Origin of the sequence: Nonomuraea sp. NPDC049625 (assembly GCF_040675285.1) — a bacterium.
GTDB classification, from domain to species: domain Bacteria; phylum Actinomycetota; class Actinomycetes; order Streptosporangiales; family Streptosporangiaceae; genus Nonomuraea; species Nonomuraea angiospora_A.
This window is the reverse complement of record NZ_JBFAOQ010000015.1, coordinates 25,165-41,816: the sequence shown is the minus strand read 5'-3', so window position 1 is coordinate 41,816 and position 16,652 is coordinate 25,165. Positions and strand designations below refer to the sequence as shown.

The 16,652-nt window shown below is 69.3% G+C and carries 14 protein-coding genes; 3 read left to right on the top strand and 11 right to left on the bottom strand.

Annotated elements, in window-relative coordinates:
- Positions 1 to 7 precede the first annotated feature (7 nt).
- The 6 genes from folE to dacB form a co-directional block, all read right to left on the bottom strand.
- Positions 8 to 586 (bottom strand): GTP cyclohydrolase I FolE, encoded by a 579-nt coding sequence (folE, locus tag AB0J87_RS46260; RefSeq protein WP_192788835.1) that lies wholly within the window; start codon positions 584 to 586, stop codon positions 8 to 10.
- Positions 583 to 2,577 carry an ATP-dependent zinc metalloprotease FtsH gene (ftsH, locus tag AB0J87_RS46255; RefSeq protein WP_350723774.1) on the bottom strand — a complete coding sequence of 665 codons (1,995 nt, stop codon included), beginning with the start codon at positions 2,575 to 2,577 and terminating at the stop codon, positions 583 to 585. The genes folE and ftsH overlap by 4 nt, the downstream gene beginning before the upstream one ends.
- Positions 2,578 to 2,815: 238 nt before the next feature.
- A complete protein-coding gene (gene hpt / locus AB0J87_RS46250; RefSeq protein WP_350723776.1) occupies positions 2,816 to 3,367 on the bottom strand; it encodes a hypoxanthine phosphoribosyltransferase in 552 nt (183 codons plus the stop codon).
- A 10-nt stretch (positions 3,368 to 3,377) separates the two neighbouring features.
- Positions 3,378 to 4,382 (bottom strand): tRNA lysidine(34) synthetase TilS, encoded by a 1,005-nt coding sequence (gene tilS / locus AB0J87_RS46245; RefSeq protein WP_363977679.1) that lies wholly within the window; start codon positions 4,380 to 4,382, stop codon positions 3,378 to 3,380.
- A gap of 321 nt (positions 4,383 to 4,703) precedes the next feature.
- Positions 4,704 to 5,780: a zinc-dependent metalloprotease gene (locus AB0J87_RS46240; RefSeq protein WP_357738108.1), complete on the bottom strand. Its 1,077-nt coding sequence runs from the start codon at positions 5,778 to 5,780 to the stop codon at positions 4,704 to 4,706.
- A 63-nt stretch (positions 5,781 to 5,843) separates the two neighbouring features.
- Positions 5,844 to 7,241 (bottom strand): D-alanyl-D-alanine carboxypeptidase/D-alanyl-D-alanine-endopeptidase, encoded by a 1,398-nt coding sequence (gene dacB, locus AB0J87_RS46235; protein WP_363978442.1) that lies wholly within the window; start codon positions 7,239 to 7,241, stop codon positions 5,844 to 5,846.
- 161 nt (positions 7,242 to 7,402) lie between these two features.
- Here dacB and AB0J87_RS46230 point away from each other — a divergent pair, with 161 nt between their 5' ends.
- Complete coding sequence (locus AB0J87_RS46230) at positions 7,403 to 7,894, top strand: inorganic diphosphatase (RefSeq protein WP_185069348.1); 492 nt, start codon at positions 7,403 to 7,405, stop codon at positions 7,892 to 7,894.
- Between the two features lie 5 nt (positions 7,895 to 7,899).
- Here the strand turns inward: AB0J87_RS46230 and AB0J87_RS46225 are convergent, their stop codons facing one another.
- The 5 genes from AB0J87_RS46225 to AB0J87_RS46205 form a co-directional block, all read right to left on the bottom strand.
- Entirely contained in the window at positions 7,900 to 9,003 is a 1,104-nt protein-coding gene (locus tag AB0J87_RS46225) for an NlpC/P60 family protein (RefSeq protein ID WP_350723782.1), read from the bottom strand.
- A 118-nt stretch (positions 9,004 to 9,121) separates the two neighbouring features.
- Positions 9,122 to 10,528 (bottom strand): sigma-70 family RNA polymerase sigma factor, encoded by a 1,407-nt coding sequence (locus AB0J87_RS46220; RefSeq protein WP_363977674.1) that lies wholly within the window; start codon positions 10,526 to 10,528, stop codon positions 9,122 to 9,124.
- Positions 10,529 to 10,612: 84 nt separating this feature from the next.
- Complete coding sequence (locus AB0J87_RS46215; RefSeq protein ID WP_350723786.1) at positions 10,613 to 11,332, bottom strand: hypothetical protein; 720 nt, start codon at positions 11,330 to 11,332, stop codon at positions 10,613 to 10,615.
- Positions 11,333 to 11,486: 154 nt separating this feature from the next.
- Positions 11,487 to 13,097 (bottom strand): ATP-binding cassette domain-containing protein, encoded by a 1,611-nt coding sequence (locus AB0J87_RS46210; RefSeq protein WP_363977671.1) that lies wholly within the window; start codon positions 13,095 to 13,097, stop codon positions 11,487 to 11,489.
- A 188-nt stretch (positions 13,098 to 13,285) separates the two neighbouring features.
- Positions 13,286 to 14,239 (bottom strand): teichoic acid biosynthesis protein C, encoded by a 954-nt coding sequence (locus tag AB0J87_RS46205; RefSeq protein ID WP_363977668.1) that lies wholly within the window; start codon positions 14,237 to 14,239, stop codon positions 13,286 to 13,288.
- A gap of 177 nt (positions 14,240 to 14,416) precedes the next feature.
- Between AB0J87_RS46205 and AB0J87_RS46200 the strand changes: the two genes are divergently transcribed.
- Positions 14,417 to 15,586 (top strand): DUF4185 domain-containing protein, encoded by a 1,170-nt coding sequence (locus tag AB0J87_RS46200; RefSeq protein WP_363977665.1) that lies wholly within the window; start codon positions 14,417 to 14,419, stop codon positions 15,584 to 15,586.
- Complete coding sequence (locus AB0J87_RS46195; RefSeq protein ID WP_363977662.1) at positions 15,583 to 16,593, top strand: DUF4432 family protein; 1,011 nt, start codon at positions 15,583 to 15,585, stop codon at positions 16,591 to 16,593. The genes AB0J87_RS46200 and AB0J87_RS46195 overlap by 4 nt, the downstream gene beginning before the upstream one ends.
- The last annotated feature ends 59 nt before the right edge of the window (positions 16,594 to 16,652 follow it).

Genomic DNA, 16,652 nt, shown 5'->3' with positions numbered 1-16,652 from the left:
TCGGTCATCAACGACCCAGGATCAGCGCCATCGCCTCAGATCGGGTCTTGTCGCTCGTGCGGAAATCGCCGCGAACCGCCGAGGTGACGGTCTTGGCGCCCGGTTTGCGTACGCCGCGCATCGTCATGCACAGATGCTCGGCCTCGACCACCACGATGACTCCGCGCGGCTCCAGAACCCGCATGAGAGCGTCGGCGATCTGGGACGTCATGCGCTCCTGGACCTGGGGGCGGCGGGCGAACACGTCGACCAGCCGGGCCAGCTTCGACAGGCCCGTCACCTGGCCGCGGTCATTGGGGATGTAACCCACGTGGGCCACACCGTGGAACGGGACCAGGTGGTGCTCGCAGGTCGAGTAGACCTCGATGTCCCGGACGAGCACCATCTCGTCGTGATCGACGTCGAAGACCTTGGTCAGGACGTCTTCGGGCTTCTGGCCGAGCCCCGAATACTGCTCGGCCATGGCGCGGGCGACCCGGGCCGGCGTGTCGAGGAGGCCGTCGCGGTCGGGATCCTCGCCGATGGCGTAGAGGATCTCGCGTACGGCCTTCTCGATCCGGCCCAGGTCAACGTCGTACTGAGTCACACACTGTCCCCGGACGGGAGGGCGTCCTGGTGGCCCGCGGTGAGCGAGCCGTTGGCCGACTGCTCCTTGGGGGTCAGGATCGGCGGACGGTCGGAGGGGAGCCGCTTGCCGTAGCCTGCGTAGGACGGGCGGTGCGCCCTGACCACGACCGAGGCGAAGATCTCCAGCACCTGCTCGCGGGAGAGCGTCTCCTTCTCCATGAGCTCGAGCACCAGGTTGTCGAGCACGTCGCGGTATTCGACCAGGATGTCCCACGCCTGGTCGTGCGCCGTCTCGATCATCCGGCGGACCTCCTCGTCGATCGTGGAGGCGATCTTCTCGGAGTAGTCGCGCTCGTGGCCCATCTCGCGGCCCAGGAACACCTCGGCCTGGCCGGTGCCGAACTTACGGGCGCCGAGCTGCTCGCTCATGCCGTACTCGGTCACCATACGGCGGGCGACCGCCGTGGCCTTCTCGATGTCGTTGGAGGCGCCGGTGGTGGGCTCGTGGAAGACGAGCTCCTCCGCCGCGCGGCCGCCGAGCAGCATCGCGAGCTGGTCCATCATCTCCGACCTGGTGGCCAGGAACTTGTCCTCCATCGGCAGCGTCATCGTGTAACCGAGGGCGCGTCCGCGGGACAGGATCGTGATCTTGTGGACCGGGTCGGAGTTGGGCAGCGCGTGCGCCACCAGCGCGTGACCGCCCTCGTGGTAGGCGATCATCTTCTTTTCCTTGTCGGACATGACCCGCGACTTGCGCTCGGGCCCTGCCATGACGCGGTCGATCGACTCCTCGAGGACGTCCATCGTGATCAGCTTCTGGTCGGCCCGCGCGGTGAGCAGGGCGGCCTCGTTGATCACGTTGGCCAGGTCGGCGCCGGTGAACCCGGGGGTGCGGCGCGCGATGACGTCGAGGTCGACGTTGGGGGCGAACGGCTTGCCGCGGCCGTGGACCTTGAGGATGCCCTTGCGGCCCTCGAGGTCGGGGCGGTCGACGGTGACCTGCCGGTCGAAACGGCCCGGGCGCAGCAGCGCCGGGTCGAGGATGTCGGGCCGGTTGGTCGCGGCGATGAGGATCACGCCGCCCTTGACGTCGAAGCCGTCCATCTCGACGAGCAGCTGGTTGAGCGTCTGCTCGCGCTCGTCGTGACCGCCGCCCAGGCCGGCGCCGCGGTGGCGGCCGACGGCGTCGATCTCGTCGATGAAGATGATCGCCGGGGCGTTGGCCTTCGCCTGCTCGAACAGGTCGCGCACACGCGAGGCGCCGACACCGACGAACATCTCGACGAAGTCGGAACCGGAGATCGAGTAGAACGGCACGCCCGCCTCACCGGCCACGGCACGGGCCAGCAGGGTCTTACCGGTGCCGGGCGGGCCGTACAGCAGCACGCCCTTGGGGATCTTGGCGCCGATCGCCTGGAACTTGGCCGGGGCCTGCAGGAACTCCTTGATCTCCTGGAGCTCCTCGATGGCCTCGTCGGCGCCTGCGACGTCGGCGAAAGTCGTCTTGGGGGTGTCTTTGGTGATGAGCTTGGCCTTCGACTTGCCGAAGTTCATCACCCGGGAGCCGCCACCCTGCATCTGGTTCATGATGAACAGGAAGATCAGCACGATGAAGACGATCGGCAGGAAGCTCACCAGGATGCTGACCAGGAAGTTCTCCTGGGGCACCTCGGTGGTGAAGCTCTTGGTCTTGCCGGCCTCGTACTGAGCCTGGAGTTCGTCGGTCAGCTTGCTGCCGTAACCGGTGACCCAGTTGGACTGGATCAGCTTCGTCGGGGCGTCGCCGGCCTTGACCGTGATGGGGTTGGTCAGCGTCACCTCGATCCGGTTGTCCTTGTCGACAATCTTGGCGTTGCTGACGTTTCCGGCGCGAATCTGCTGGAGAACCAGTGACGTGTCGGCCTGCTTGTAATTACCGCCGCCACTCCAAAGCTGAGTGACGAGTAGGAGCAGCACGACGATGCCCAGGATCCACAGCAGTGGCCCACGTGTAAATCGCTTGAGATCCATCCGATGCGGAACCCCTTGCGGGCCCGTCCCTTCCTGACCATGGCCTGGAACCCCGGGCTGGCCCGGGGCCGCGGCATCCGGCACCGCGACTTCTGACTACCCGAGGGGGACACGCGGTCACCCTCCAGGAGTCTGAAGGTACACCGGCAGAGCGCACGGGGGGACCCGCCCGCTGCACCGGCCTTGCCCTATCAACGTACGTCACGGTGCGCGGTGTTCCCGGCCGAGGTCCAGATTGCTACTTGTAAACGTGTGGGGCGAGTGTGCCGATGAACGGCAGATTCCGGTATCGCTCGGCGTAGTCGAGGCCGTAACCGATGACGAACTCGTTGGGAATGTCGAACCCCACGTATTTCACATCGATCGGCACCTTCACCGCGTCGGGTTTCCGCAGCGCGGTGCAGATCTCAAGTGAGGCGGGATTACGCGACTTCAGGTTTTCCAACAGCCAGTGCAGGGTCAGGCCGGAGTCGATGATGTCCTCGACTATCAGCACGTCGCGGCCCAAGATGTCGGTGTCGAGGTCTTTCAGCACGCGTACGACGCCGGATGACTTCGTGCCCGCGCCGTACGACGACACCGCCATCCAATCCATTTGCACGGGCACGTGCAGGGATCTGGCCAGGTCGGCCATCACCATGACGGCGCCCTTCAGCACGCCCACGAGCAGCAAGTCTTTACCCGCGTAGTCCTCGTCGATCCGCCCGGCAAGCTCTTTGATCTTGGCCTGGAGCTTGTCCTCGGGAATGAGGACATTTTCCAGGTCATGGCCCATGTCGGCAGCGTCCACCTGTGGTTCCTTATGCGATGGGACTGATGGCGAGTATCAGGGTGCCATACCGCCGGACAGCGGACAGACCCCCGGGCAGGTCCACGGCCTTCTGCCCGCGCCAGCTCGTGACCAGCCGGTCCACGGCCAGCACGTGCGTGGCCGAGAGGGCCCCTGACGGGGTTCCCGCCGCGATGGCCGCCCGCCGCAGCACCCGCCGCCTGACGGCGTCGGGGAGCTTCTCCAGCTCTGGCAAGGCCAGTGTCACCGATCCCGGAATATCGCTAAGAGCGCAATTTTGGTACGCCGATTCGGCCCATTGATCGAGAGCGTCGGCGTCCTCCCGCGCCATCCCCGCGGTCCTCGCGAGCGCCTCGGCCACCCCGGGGCCCAATTCCGCCTCGAGGACGGGCAGGACCCTCCTTCGCACGCGGACCCTCGTGTAGCGGGGGTCCTCGTTGTGGGGGTCGTCCCAGGGGTCGAGCCCCATGGCCTCGCAGGCCTTGACGGTGGTGGCCCTGGGGATGTTCAGGAACGGCCTGCGGTAGCGCCCGCTGCGTGCCGCCATCCCGGACAGGGACCTGACGCCGCTCCCCCTGGCCAGGCCCAGGAGCACCGTCTCCGCCTGGTCGTCGCGGGTGTGCCCGAGCAGGACCGCCTCCGCCTGGAGCCGGTCCGCCGCCTGGGCCAGCGCGGCGTACCTCGCGTCCCGCGCCGCCGCCTCGGGGCCGCCCTCGGCGCCGACCGTGACGGTGAGCACCTCGGCCGGGCTCAGATCCAGCCGGCGGGCCCCGATGTCCGCGACCGTCCGGGCCCGCTCGGCCGAGCCGGGCTGAAGCTGGTGATCCACGGTGAGCAGCCCTGCCCTGAGGCCCGTCCTGGGCGCCACGAACGCCAGCGCCGCCGCCAGCGCCAGGGAGTCGGCCCCGCCGCTGCAGGCGGCCAGCACGAGCGCGCCTTTCTCGACGTCGGCCAGCGCCTCACGCACTGCCCGGCGCACGTCGGCTACGGCTGGATGTGGACCCACGGGTGCCATTCTCACCCCCCGCCGCCCACCCCAGCACCACGCGCGCTGCCCGTTGCCTGCGCCACCCGCGCCCGCCGCCAACCGTCCGCCGCCAGCGCCGCCCACCAACGCCCGCCACCTCCGCGGCCCGCCACCTGCGCCATGCCGCTCACCGGCGCGGGGCGCCGAACTCCCCCGCACCACGCCCTATCGGCGCGGCACCCCAAGGGGACGGAGCGTTGGCCTCATGCACCTGCATCACGAGGCACTTGCGCCACCCGCCCACCGCCGGCCGCCTTCGCAGCCCGCTGGGCGGTCGCTGGCGTAAGGGGCCGGGGCGGGCCGGGAGGGTCAGGCCGGGAGGGCCGGGGTGCCGATGACGCGGCTGATCCAGGCGTCCGGGTCGGAGATCTCCGACGTCGTCGGAAGCGTCTCGGGAGAGGTCCAGATCTTGTTGAAGCCATCCATCCCCACCCGGTCCACCACCTTCCGCACGAACGCCGACCCCTCCGCGTACTGCTTCATCTTGAGGTCGATCCCCAGCAGCCGCCGCACCGTACGGTCGAGGCGGGAGCCGCCCTCCCGGCGCTGGGCGAACTTGGCGCGGATGTCGCCCACCGAGGGCACCACGGACGGGCCGACCGCGTCCATGACGTAGTCGCCGTGCCCCTCCACCAGGGTCATCACGGCCGTCAGGCGGTCGAGGATCTCCTTCTGCCCCGGCGACTGGATGGCGTCGATGAGGTTGCCCTCCCCGCCGCGCACCACGTCGGCCACCGTGTCGGCGGCGCTGCGGAGGCGTTCGAGCAGCGTGGGCAGGTCGAGGTCGGAGGCGAGCAGGAACTCGGTCATCTGCGACCGGACGTATTCGCGCAGCCACGGCACACCCGTGAACTGCACCCGGTGCGTCTCCTCGTGCAGGCACACCCACAGACGGAAGTCGTGCGGGTCGACGCCCATCTCGCGCTCGGCGTGGACGATGTTGGGGGCGACGAGCGTCAGCCGGCCCGCGGGCTCCTGGCCCGTGGGGTCGGGCGGGAGGAACAGCTCGTACTGCCCGAGGACCCGCGAGGCGAGAAAGGCCAGGACGGCCCCGACCTCGACGCCCGTGATGCGGGAGCCCACGGCGGTGACGATGGCGGGCGGCTGGTTGTCGCCGCTGCCCATGCGCTCCGTCAACGGCTCGAGCACCACGCGGAAGCCCTCGACGTTCGCCTTGATCCAGCCGGGCCGGTCGACGATGGTCGCGGCCTGCGGCGCGGCCTCCGCGTGGATCTTGGTGAACTCGCGCACGTGGCCCTCGGCCTCACGCGACAGGGTACGGAGCTCGGTGACGGCCTGCCTGGCCTCCTCCCGGCTCACTTGAGGACCGGGGCGCACCAGGCGCGTGCCGGTCGTGACGGCCAGATCCCAGTCGATCACCTGCATACCGTCCACCGTACGTGCTCGATGCCCAACCTGCGAAGGAGCGACCATCCCAGGGATCGCCGATCAGGACCTTGCCACGGTGGCGGCGAGGCGGTCGAGTACGGGTTCGGCCGTGACCGGGACGCGGTCCGCCATGAACGCGAAGGTCACCAGCCGCCCGTCCTTCGTGGTCGCCATGCCCGCCAGCGTGTTGACGTTGTTCAGCGTGCCGGTCTTGGCGCGTACGAGCCCCACCTGCCCCCTGCTGTCGCTGCCCGTGAACCGCCGGCCGTTCCCCAGCGTGCCGGAGAAGCCCGCGATCGGCATGCCGGAGGCGACGGCGTGCAGGTTGGGCTGGCTCGTGGAGCCGGCCATGGCGATCAGCTTGGCCAGGGCGCTGGGGCTGATGCGGTTGCGGGTGGACAGGCCGCTGCCGTCGGAGAGCGAGATCCCCTGCGCGGCCCCGAGCCGCTGGAGCACCGCCACAACCGCCTTGTTGCCCCCTTCGAACGACGCCTCCTGGCCTTCCTTGATGGCCACGTGCCTGGCCAGGGCCTCGGCCATGTCGTTGTCACTTCGGGTGAGCGTGTGCTCGACGAGGGAGTAGATCGGGGCGGAGTCCACCCGGCCCAGCTCGGGGGCACCTGCCGGGGCCTTGTCGGGCTTCACGGACCTGGAGACCGTGATCCCCTGCTTGGCCAGCAACTTGGCGAAGGCCGCGGCGGCGTACTGGGGCGGGTTGGCGACCCGGGGCTGATGGAAACGGGGATTCTGGCGGCCTTCGTCGATGGTCAAGGCGTAGACGGGAGCGACCTCGCCGTCCGGGACGTAGTTCGGCTTCCAGCCGGGCGCGATCGGTGAACCGACGAACAACGAGGTGTCGTACGAAAGGGTGATTTTTCGAACGTTTTGCGACTTGAGGGTGGCGGCCGTGCGGGCCGCCAGGGTGGCCAGGCTGGCCTGCTTCGGGTACGTCGGTTTCGCCGACGGGCCGGCCAGCATCGGGTCGCCGCCCCCGACCAGGATGGCCGTGCCCGGCTTCGCGCCCTGGACGACCCTGGTGGACAGACGCGTGTCCGGGCCGAGGGAGGCGAGGGCCGCGGAACACGTGACGATCTTCGTGGTCGAGGCCGGGACGATGGGGACGTCGGCGTTGGCGGCGAAAATCCGTTCGCCGGTGGCCGCGTCGAGCACCACCGCACCCACATGAGAGCCGAGCGCTTCGTCACCCAGGGCGCTGGTGAGCTGGCGCGTCAAAGTACCCTTAGTCGGGAGAGGTCCGCCCCCTGACTTCACCGAAAGCTGGGCCAGCACAGGCCCTGAGGTGACCACGGGGACGGAGGAAGACCCTTCCGGCGGGGACGCCGTCGGCTTGGTCGGTGGAGACTGCCTCGTCAACGCGCCCAGGCTGAAGTCGGTGGTCATCGCGTAAACGCCGATGACGATCGTCAGGGCCTGCAGCACGGCGAGAGTGGTCAACATCACCCACCGGTCGTGCCGCGCCACGTCGTCTGCCTCTCTCCTGTGTTCGCCTACGAGACATTAACGCCCAACCGGGGGTCCCCGGGGGCTTGAGTGCGGGAGACGAAGCCGAACCAGGCACTGCCCGGTGAAGCGGAATCGGCCCATGAGAAAGGACCGCGGTGGAGTTCGACGTCGTCGTTGAGATTCCGAAGGGGAATCGGAACAAGTACGAAGTGGACCACGAGACCGGGAAGATCAGGCTCGACAGGCTCCTGTTCACCTCCACGCAGTACCCCGCCGACTACGGCTTCATCGAGAACACCCTCGGCGAGGACGGCGACCCGCTGGACGCGCTGGTGCTGCTGCAGGAGCCGACCTTCCCCGGGTGCTACATCACCTGCCGGGCGGTGGGCATGTTCAGGATGACGGACGAGAAGGGCGGAGACGACAAGGTCCTCTGCGTCCCCTCGACCGACCCGCGGATGCACCACATCCAGGACATCCATCACGTGTCGGAGTTCGACCGCCTGGAGATCCAGCACTTCTTCGAGGTCTACAAGGATCTGGAGCCGGGCAAGTCCGTCGAGGGCGCCAACTGGGTCGGCCGCATCGAGGCCGAGGCCGAGATCGAGCGTTCCTTCCGCCGGGCCAAGGAGGAGGGTCACCACTGACCCCCTCAGCGGGGCCTGGTGGCGCCCACCAGGTCCCCGCGCCAGATCGAGGCGACCCGTACGACGTCGCCGGTCTGCGGCGCGTGCACCATCTGACCGTTGCCGACGTAGATCCCGACGTGGTGGATGGTGCCCGGGTCGCTGCTGACGTAGCCGAAGAACAGCAGGTCGCCCCGTCTGAGCTGGTCCAGCGGCACGTGCGGGCCCGACGTCCACTGGGTGCCCGTCCAGTGGTCCAGCTGTATGCCCACCTTCTCCCAGGCCCGCATCACGAGCCCTGAGCAGTCGTACGTGTCCGGGCCCGCGGCCGCCCACACGTACGCCTTGCCCAGCTGGGTCAGCGCCCAGTCGGCCGCCACGTCCCCCATGGCCGAGCCGCCGGTGGCCATGCTCTGCAGCGCCGCGGCCCGCTGCCTGGCCAGCAGCTCCGCGCGGGTGCGCGCCGCGTCCACCCGGCGCTGGAGGACCACCGTACGGGCCTGCAGCTCCGTCGTCTCCTGCCGCTGCCGGGCCACCGCCTGCTCGGCCACGGTCTTGGCCAGCGCGACCCGCTCCGAGAGGACCCGGTGGGCGGCGTAGGCGTTCGCGGCCTGCGTACGCAGGATGGCGGCCACCTCCTGCGCGTCGCGCATGCTGCCGAGAGTCGCCGACTGCTCGCTCCTCATCTGCGCCAGCAGGCCCGCTCTGCGCAGGACGCCCTCTCGGTCGCCCTGATCGACGATCATGCTGACGACCGGGGTCATCAGCCCCAGCCCGCCGTAGCTCTGCGCCGCAAGCAGCGCGACGGCCTGCCTGGCCCGCTCGACCTCCGCGTCCGCCGACGCCAGCCGCGCCCTGGCCTGCGCGTAGGTCTGGTCGGCCTGCTGCAGCCTGACCAGCTCGCCGTTGTACGCCTCCACCAGCCGCTCCACCGCGGCCGCCATCCCGTCCAACCGCGCCTGCGCGGTGGCCAGGTGGGCGCTGGCCGCCCCCAGCTCCCGCGAACGGTCCTGCGCGGCCTGCCGGGCCTTGCGCACCTCCCGCGAGGAGGGGACGGGGTCGGCCACGACGGGCGGGCACAGAGCGACGACCAGGCAGCACACGAGGAGCCCGGCCCGGAATGCGCGCATTGGTCCCCCCGGAAACACATGGTTACTCTATGCACACAGTTCCCGGCAATTCACTCACGTAACGTGATCGCGGCTCGCAGATTCAGACGAGGGCGGCATCAAGCCCCCGGTGGACCGGTCAGCCGGTGGTGGTGGGTGAGGGGGCTTCGGTGGGGGTGGTCGTGGTGGGTGGGGTGGGGGTCTGGGTGGGGGTTTGGACCGGGGTGGGGGTCGGGGTGGGGCAGGGGGTTCGGGTGCCGGGGGCGGAGGGTGGCGGGTTGTCCTCATGCGGTGGGCCGCCCGCCGGTGGCCGGTGCGTCGGCGGGGACGGTGGAAGCTGGGGGACGTACGTCGGGGATTGCCAGTCCGAGGGCGGAGGAGGGTCGGAGGGGTCGTGGGAGGCGGGCGCCTCGGCCTCAGGCGAGGAGCGTACGGAGTCGCGGACCGGCGCGACGGACGGCACCAGCATCGGGACGCCGGTGACGCCGATCGGACGGGTGGTCCTGCTGTCCAGGACGGGATCGCCCGTCACCACCACGTCCGGGGAGTCGGAGCGCCAGGGCAGGTGGATGGCGGGCGGTTCGCCCGTGGCCGGGAACGCGGCCGTCGCCACCCCCGACACCCCGCCCTCCTCGGTCTCGAACTGGTGGAAGATCAGCGCTATCGCCACCACGGCCGCGACCGCCGCCAGCGCGCCTGCCAGCGCCTTAGGCCACCCTCGAACGTTCCTGTCCGCGGGAACGGGAAATCCGGCGGCGCCCAGGTTGCCCGTACGCCTGGCGACGTAACGGCGGTACGGCAGGAGTTCGGGGTCGACGAAGCAGCTCATCACCCGCAGGCGGAGCGTGTCGGGCAGGGTCTGCTGGGGCAGCAGGCCGAGGACCTTGGCGGGCGACACCTCGCGGGTGCGGTGCGGCGCGCAGGTCTCGCAGCGCCGCAGGTGCCGGACCAGGCGCTCGCGCATCTCCTGGGTCAGCTCGCCGGAGAACCCGGCCAGGATCGCGGCCCGCTGCGGGCAGTCGTACGGGCCCTTCAAGGCGAGGATCTCGGCGGTGATCGCGTCGCGCAGCCGCTCGCGCGCCCCCTCCAGGACCTGCTCGACCTGCCGCGTCCCCAGCACTTGGGCCAGCTCCGGCGCGGGCAGCGAGTGCCGGTACGTGAGCTCCAGGGCCTCGCGGTCGGCGACGGGCAGGCTCTGGACGGCGTTCCAGGCCATGACCCGCAGGTCGGCGTCGGCCGCGTCGTGCGGCGGCGGCGCCTTGGCCAGGGCCTCGGCGGACCCCGGCAGCGCGGCGGCCCGGCGGCGCAGGCACTCGGCGCGGGCCAGCGCGTACAGCCAGGTGCGCAGCCTGTCCGGGTCGGCCAGCGCGCCCGCGTGCGCCTCCGCCGCGATGAGGGTGTCGCGGAGCGCCACCTGGGCGCTGTCCGCGTTCAGCAGGAGGGACCAGCAGTAGCGGTAGACGCTCTCCGCGTACGTGTCATAGAGCGCGGCGAGCGCGCCCGGGTCACGGGCGCGGAGTGCTTCGACCAGGACGCGGTCATTCATATGACCGAAGGTAATTGATTGGTAACTAGTAGTTCTACCGCTTTCGGGGTGTCGGTATAACAACGCCTTTGGATTTTACCCAATTCATTGTTTATGCTCCGACACGACCTGTGTGCTCCGATCTACCGAGAACGGCTCGGTCACCGGCTTGACGGTATGGACCGGTGCGGCTCCGGCGAGCGCCAGCTCCTCGTAGGGACGGCCGGTCGAGCCCCAGGTCCTGGCCGTGATGTCGGTCCTCGCGACCTTTGTCCCTTGGGGCAGCCCTGACACGGTGAGGATGAATCGCGGCGGGCTTCCGGTTTTGACGTCGTCCACGAATGTGCTCCCGCCGCCGAGGAGTTTGCCCGCTTTGTCGCGCAGCAGCGCGTTCACGACGAGACTGCTGGCCGACATTTGATAGGGATTGCCGACATATCCAGTAATAAGGTATGAGCCGTCTTTCTGGGGCAATGTCTGGACTCGGCTCACAGGGAACCGCTGGAACGCGGAGGGAATCCGCGCCGCCGCCCGCCAGCGCGCGGGACGGTACTGGATCGTCACCTTCGCCGGCTTCTCGGATGCGGTGGCCTGGCCGGTGAAGGCCAGCGAACCGCCCGGCGGCACGGCGTCGAGCGGCTGGTCCATCCTGACCACCTCGGTGCCCTTGGCGTCGTGTCCGACGATCGTGGCCACCACGTGCTCGCCGAAGTGCCACGGGTTGGCGTTGCTGAGCACACCCGCCCAGGTGACGGCGTACCCGTCGGCGGATTTGACGATATTGGAGACCTGCTCCTTGAGCGCAAGGGGCTTGAGCTCTTGCACGGGTCGCTTCTCGCTCGCGCACCCGGAGAGGCAGATCGCCCCGAGTGCGCAGAGTGCGAGCAGGCTGACGGTTCGGCTGCGCGGGATCACTTTGCCGTGATAACCCGTGCATGGGCACGGCTGGCAGAGGACACGCGCCAGGCGTACCAACTCTTTAACGGGGACGTACGACCCTGGCCTCGTCCCAAACGGGCTCGGACGACTCGTAGACCGTGCCGTCGGAGCCGAAGACCAGGTAGCGGTCGAAGTCGGCGGCGAACCAGCGGTCGTGGGTGACCGCCACGACCGTGCCGTCGAACGCGTCGAGGCCGGCCTGCAGCGCCTCCGCACTGGCCAGGTCGAGGTTGTCGGTCGGCTCGTCGAGCAGCAGCAACGTGGCCCCGGACAGTTCGAGCAGCAGGATCTGCAGCCGGGCCTGCTGCCCGCCGGAGAGCGTGTCGAACCGCTGTTCGGCGATCAGCCCCGCCAGCTCGTAGCGGGCCAGCGTCTTCATGGCCTCGTTCTTGAGCTTGGCGTGCTCGGTCATGACGATCTCGACCGGGGTGCGGCCGAGCAGGTCGGGCCTGGCGTGCGTCTGGGCGAAGTGGCCGGGGACCACGCGGGCGCCGAGCTTGGCGACCCCCTCGTGGTTGACCGGCTCTCCGGCCAGCAGGCGCAGGAAGTGGGACTTGCCCGAGCCGTTGGAGCCGAGGACCGCGACGCGTTCGCCGTACCAGACCTCCAGGTCGAACGGGCTCATGAGACCGGTGAGCTCGAGCACCTCGCAGGTGATCGCGCGCTTGCCGGTGCGGCCTCCCCTGAGGCGCATCTTGATGTTCTGGTCGTTGGGGGGCGTCTCGGGCGGGCCCGCCTCCACGAACTTGCGCAACCGGGTCTGGGCAGCGTGGTAGGGGGCGGCCATGCCGTCGTTGTATCTCGCCTTGTTCTTGAGCATGTTGACCAGGGCCTTGAGCTTGGCGTGCTCTTCGTCCCAGCGCCTGCGCAGCTCGTCGAGGCGTTCGTTGCGGGCCTTGCGGGCCTCGGTGTACGTGCCGAACCCGCCGCCATGGATCCAGATGTTGCCGGACTCGACGGTCACGATGCGGTCGGCCGCGTTCGCCAGGAGCTGGCGGTCGTGGCTGACCAGCAGCACGGTCTTGGGCGTCTCCCTGAGCTGCTGCTCCAGCCACTCCTTGCCGGGGACGTCGAGGTAGTTGTCGGGCTCGTCGAGCAGCAGCGTCTGGTCGGGGCCGCGCAGCAGCGCCTCCAGGACGAGCCGCTTCTGCTCGCCGCCGGACAGCGTGGACACGTCCCGATATTTCACCCTTTCGTACGAGACGCCGAGCGCGGCCACCGTACACGTGTCCCACAACACCTCGATGTCGTAGCCACCCGCGTCGGTGTAGTCGCTGATGGCCTGCGCGTAACGCATCTGCGTCTTCTCGTCGTCGCGCTCCATCATGACCAGCTCGGCCGCGTCGAGCCGCTCGGCCGCCTTGCGCACCGCCGGCGGGGCGACGCCGAGCAGCAGGTCGCGCACGCTGCTCCCGTCGCGCACGCTGCCGATGAACTGCCGCATCACGCCCAGCCCGCCGGAGCTCGCCACGCTGCCGTCGACCGGCTGGAGGTCACCGGCGATCAGCCGCATGAGCGTGGTCTTGCCCGCGCCGTTGGGCCCGACGAGCGCCGCTTTGACGCCTTCGCCGATCCGGAAGGACACGTCGTTGAGCAGGGGCCGCCCGTCGGGCAGCACGTACGTGAGATGTCCTACTTCGACGTGGCCCATCCCGGCAGGCTACCGGGCCCCTTCCGGCGCGGTCACCACATTTTCCGCCGCTCAGCCGGCCGCGACACCGCGCAGAAGGGCCGTCTCCTCAGGCGCACGGCCGCCACGAGCTCGCGACCTGCCCGCGGAGCAACGCGACCTGAACCTCGCGTCATTCGATTTCCGTCGCCGCGGACGCGGTCTGTTCCTCAGACGAGGGCGGACTTGTAGAAGATGCTGGCCTTGCGGGCCCCCGCGACGCCCGAGGCGAGGCCGAGGCACAGCCTGGGCCGTCCCGAGACGATCTGGATCGCCATGCCCTCCGGCTCGCGGTAGTCCAGGGACTTGCCCGCCTGGCTGAGCGAGCGCTGGACCTTGGCGCCCGTGCGCAGGTCGACGCAGGTGATGTACGTGTTGCCCGGCGCGGGGTTGGAGGGGCCGTAGGCCGTGCCGTCGAGCAGGTAGAGGTAGTTGCCGTAAGCCGTGTAGCCCTGGAAGACGCCCAGGCCGGACGGCTGCGCGACGTCGTACAGCTTCTTGGCCGTGCCCGCCTTGACCGCCGCCAGCGAGTACGCCACGAACCGCGCCTGGCCGCCGACCCGGCAGCGCATGATCAGCCGGTTGGTGGACGGGTCGATGGCGCAGGTGGTGCTGGTCGCGCCCGAGATCAGGGTGTACTTGGTGAGCGCCGAGGACGACGGCGTGAGCGTCTGGCCGTTGACGAACTTGAACCTCGCCAGCCTCCGCCCCCACGCGTTCCCCGAGCCGTCGGCGACCGCGTCGGTCTCCGTCCACAGGTAGGCGGAGCTGCCCGACGGCTCGACGCCGATCTGCACGCCGTGGCCGAAGCCCTTGAGGTACATGTGGCCGAGCACCGATCCGGACAGGCTCAGCTTGGTCACGCAGAGATCCCCGGCCGCCGCCGAGCCCGAGCCGTTCTTCAGCTGGGCCAGGTAGATGTGCCCGTGGGCGTTGTCGAAGGCGAACGACTGCAGCACGGTCTCGTCGTACAGCGCCTTCTTCCAGATCAGCTGGCCGGCGGGCGCCGCCAGGTCGAACCGGCCCGCTGCGGAGGCGGCGGCCGCCGCCGTCTCCGTGCCTGCCAGAGCCGCCGCCGCGGCTCCGGCGCCGACCTTGAGCAGATCTCGGCGAGTGACCGGCATACGACCCCCATAACGGATATTTACGGATATTTCAGGAAGTCACTCACCCTAGTGCAGCTCGCTGAGGATCACCTCCGAACTCCAACGATCTGATTCAGCCGAGTGTGAGAGGGCCCTAGACAGTAAGTGATCTAATGACTAGAACTGTAGGGAACTTCCCTCCCCCAAGGACGAGTGATGACGCGATTCCGCTCCGCCTTAGCACCCCTCGCCATCGCGTTGGCCGGCCTGACGGCCGTACCGCAGCAAGCCTGGGCCGCCCCGCCCAAACCCGTCCCCTCGGTGGCCCAGCAACAGCAGCCACCGGCCGCACCGAAGGCCGCGTGCGGCCCGACCGTCAAGGCAACCACGACCGACGCCCGCCTGACCAGCCTTTTCACCAACTACGGCAACGACAACAGCCGGCTGGACGACTGGACGGGCGCCGACGGCACCTACTCGGTCAAGCTGCCGAACGGCAAGGAGCTGTGGATCTTCTCCGACACGTTCCTCGGCCGGGTGAACGCCGACGGCTCGCGCCCGCCCGTGGTCGGGGAGGGCGGGGACACGGTCTTCCTGAACAACTCCTTCGCCGTCGAGCGCGACGGCAGGCTGTCCACGATCCACGACGGCACCGCCGCCGCGCCGACCGCCGTCATGCCTCCGCGCGACCAGAACCACTGGTACTGGGCCGGCGACGCGACGGTGGCCGGCGGGCTCGTGGAGGTCACCTACCAGGAGTACGAGCGCTACGGCACCGGCGCGTGGGACTGGCGCTGGCACCGGAACGTGGTGGCCAGGTTCGCCCCGGGCCGGCTGAACGCGCCCGTCAGCGTCACCGACCTGCCGTCCGGGCACGGCGTGGCGTGGGCCTCCGCGATCCTGAAGGACGGCGGATACACCTACGTGTACGGCGTCGAGGACCTCGGCTCCCCCAAGTACATGCACGTCGCCAGGGTCAGCGGGCAGAGCCTGCTGGGCACGTGGGAGTTCCTGAAGGCGGACGGCACCTGGTCCCCGAACGAGGCCGACTCGGCGCGCGTCATGAGCGGCGTCGCGAACGAGTACAGCGTCACCAAGGTCGGATCCGGATATGTCCTGATCACGCATGACACGACCGAAGTGCTGAGCCCCAACATCGTGGCCTACACCTCGTGCTCCCCGTTCGGCCCGTTCACCGGCAAGCAGCACGTCTACACGACCCCCGAGACCAAGGGGAACATCTTCACCTACAACGCCCACGCTCATCCCGAGGTCGCGGGCAACGGTCTCGTGATCTCCTATAACGTCAACAGCTTCGTGAACACCGACCACTACCGGGACGTGACCATCTACCGGCCGAGATTCCTGGATGTGACCTTCCAGTGAGGCGTAACTGGGCGGCCCGCCTGCGGCCCGTCACGATCGACGGGCTGCGGGCGGTCGTGCTGGAGAACGAGCGGATACGCGTGACCGTCCTGCCGGACAAAGGCGGCGATGTGCTGGAATTTCTGCACAAGCCCACCGACACGGACTTCGTCTGGCTCTCCCCGCAGGGCCTGCGCAACCCGCACGACCACCTCCAGGGTGCGGCCGACGACGTCGCCCAGTTCATCGACCACTACGAGGGCGGCTGGCAGGAGGTCTTTCCGAACGGCGGCGCGCCCAGCGAGTATCGGGGCGCGCGGCTGGCGCAGCACGGGGAGGTCTCCGGGCTGCCGTGGCGCTGCGAGGTCGTGGCCGACTCCGAGGAGGAGGTCGCGGTACGGCTCAGCGTACGGACGCGGCGGCTCCCGTACCGGATGGAGAAGGTCTTCAGGCTCAGGTCGGGCACGGCGGCGCTGGAGATCGAGGGCCGGGCCACCAACGAGGCCGATCTCCCGCTGCACGCCATGTGGGGGCAGCACATCGTGTACGGCCTGCCGTTCCTGCGTCCCGGCGCCCGGATCAGGCTGCCGGAAGGCGTCAAGGTGATCCCCCACGAAAGCGCGATAAATCCGGCGGGCCGCCGGGTCCGGGCAGGCGGGCCGTGGGAGTGGCCCGTCGTCCCGGCCGACGGCGGCGGCGAGACCGACCTGAGCGTGGTGCAGGAGCCGGGGTCGCCGAGCGACATCGTCTACGTGACGGGCTTCGACGAGGGTTGGTACGAAATTTCGGGGGATATCGGTATGCGGGTGGAGTGGGATGCGACTCTCCTGCCGTACCTGTGGATGTGGCAGGAGCTCGGCGCGTCCACCGGCTACCCCTGGTGGGGACGGGCGTACACGCTGGGGCTCGAACCGTTCTCCAGCATGCCGACCGACGGCCTGGCCGCCGCGGTGGACAACGGCACGGCCCTCGTCCTGGGCCCGCACGAGACGAAGGTGTTGAGAATGCGCGCGGAGGTTCTGGCGTGAGTGAGCGTAGCGAACGAACAATTAGACGCAGTAGTGAATCACTCATGCGCCCGACGAAG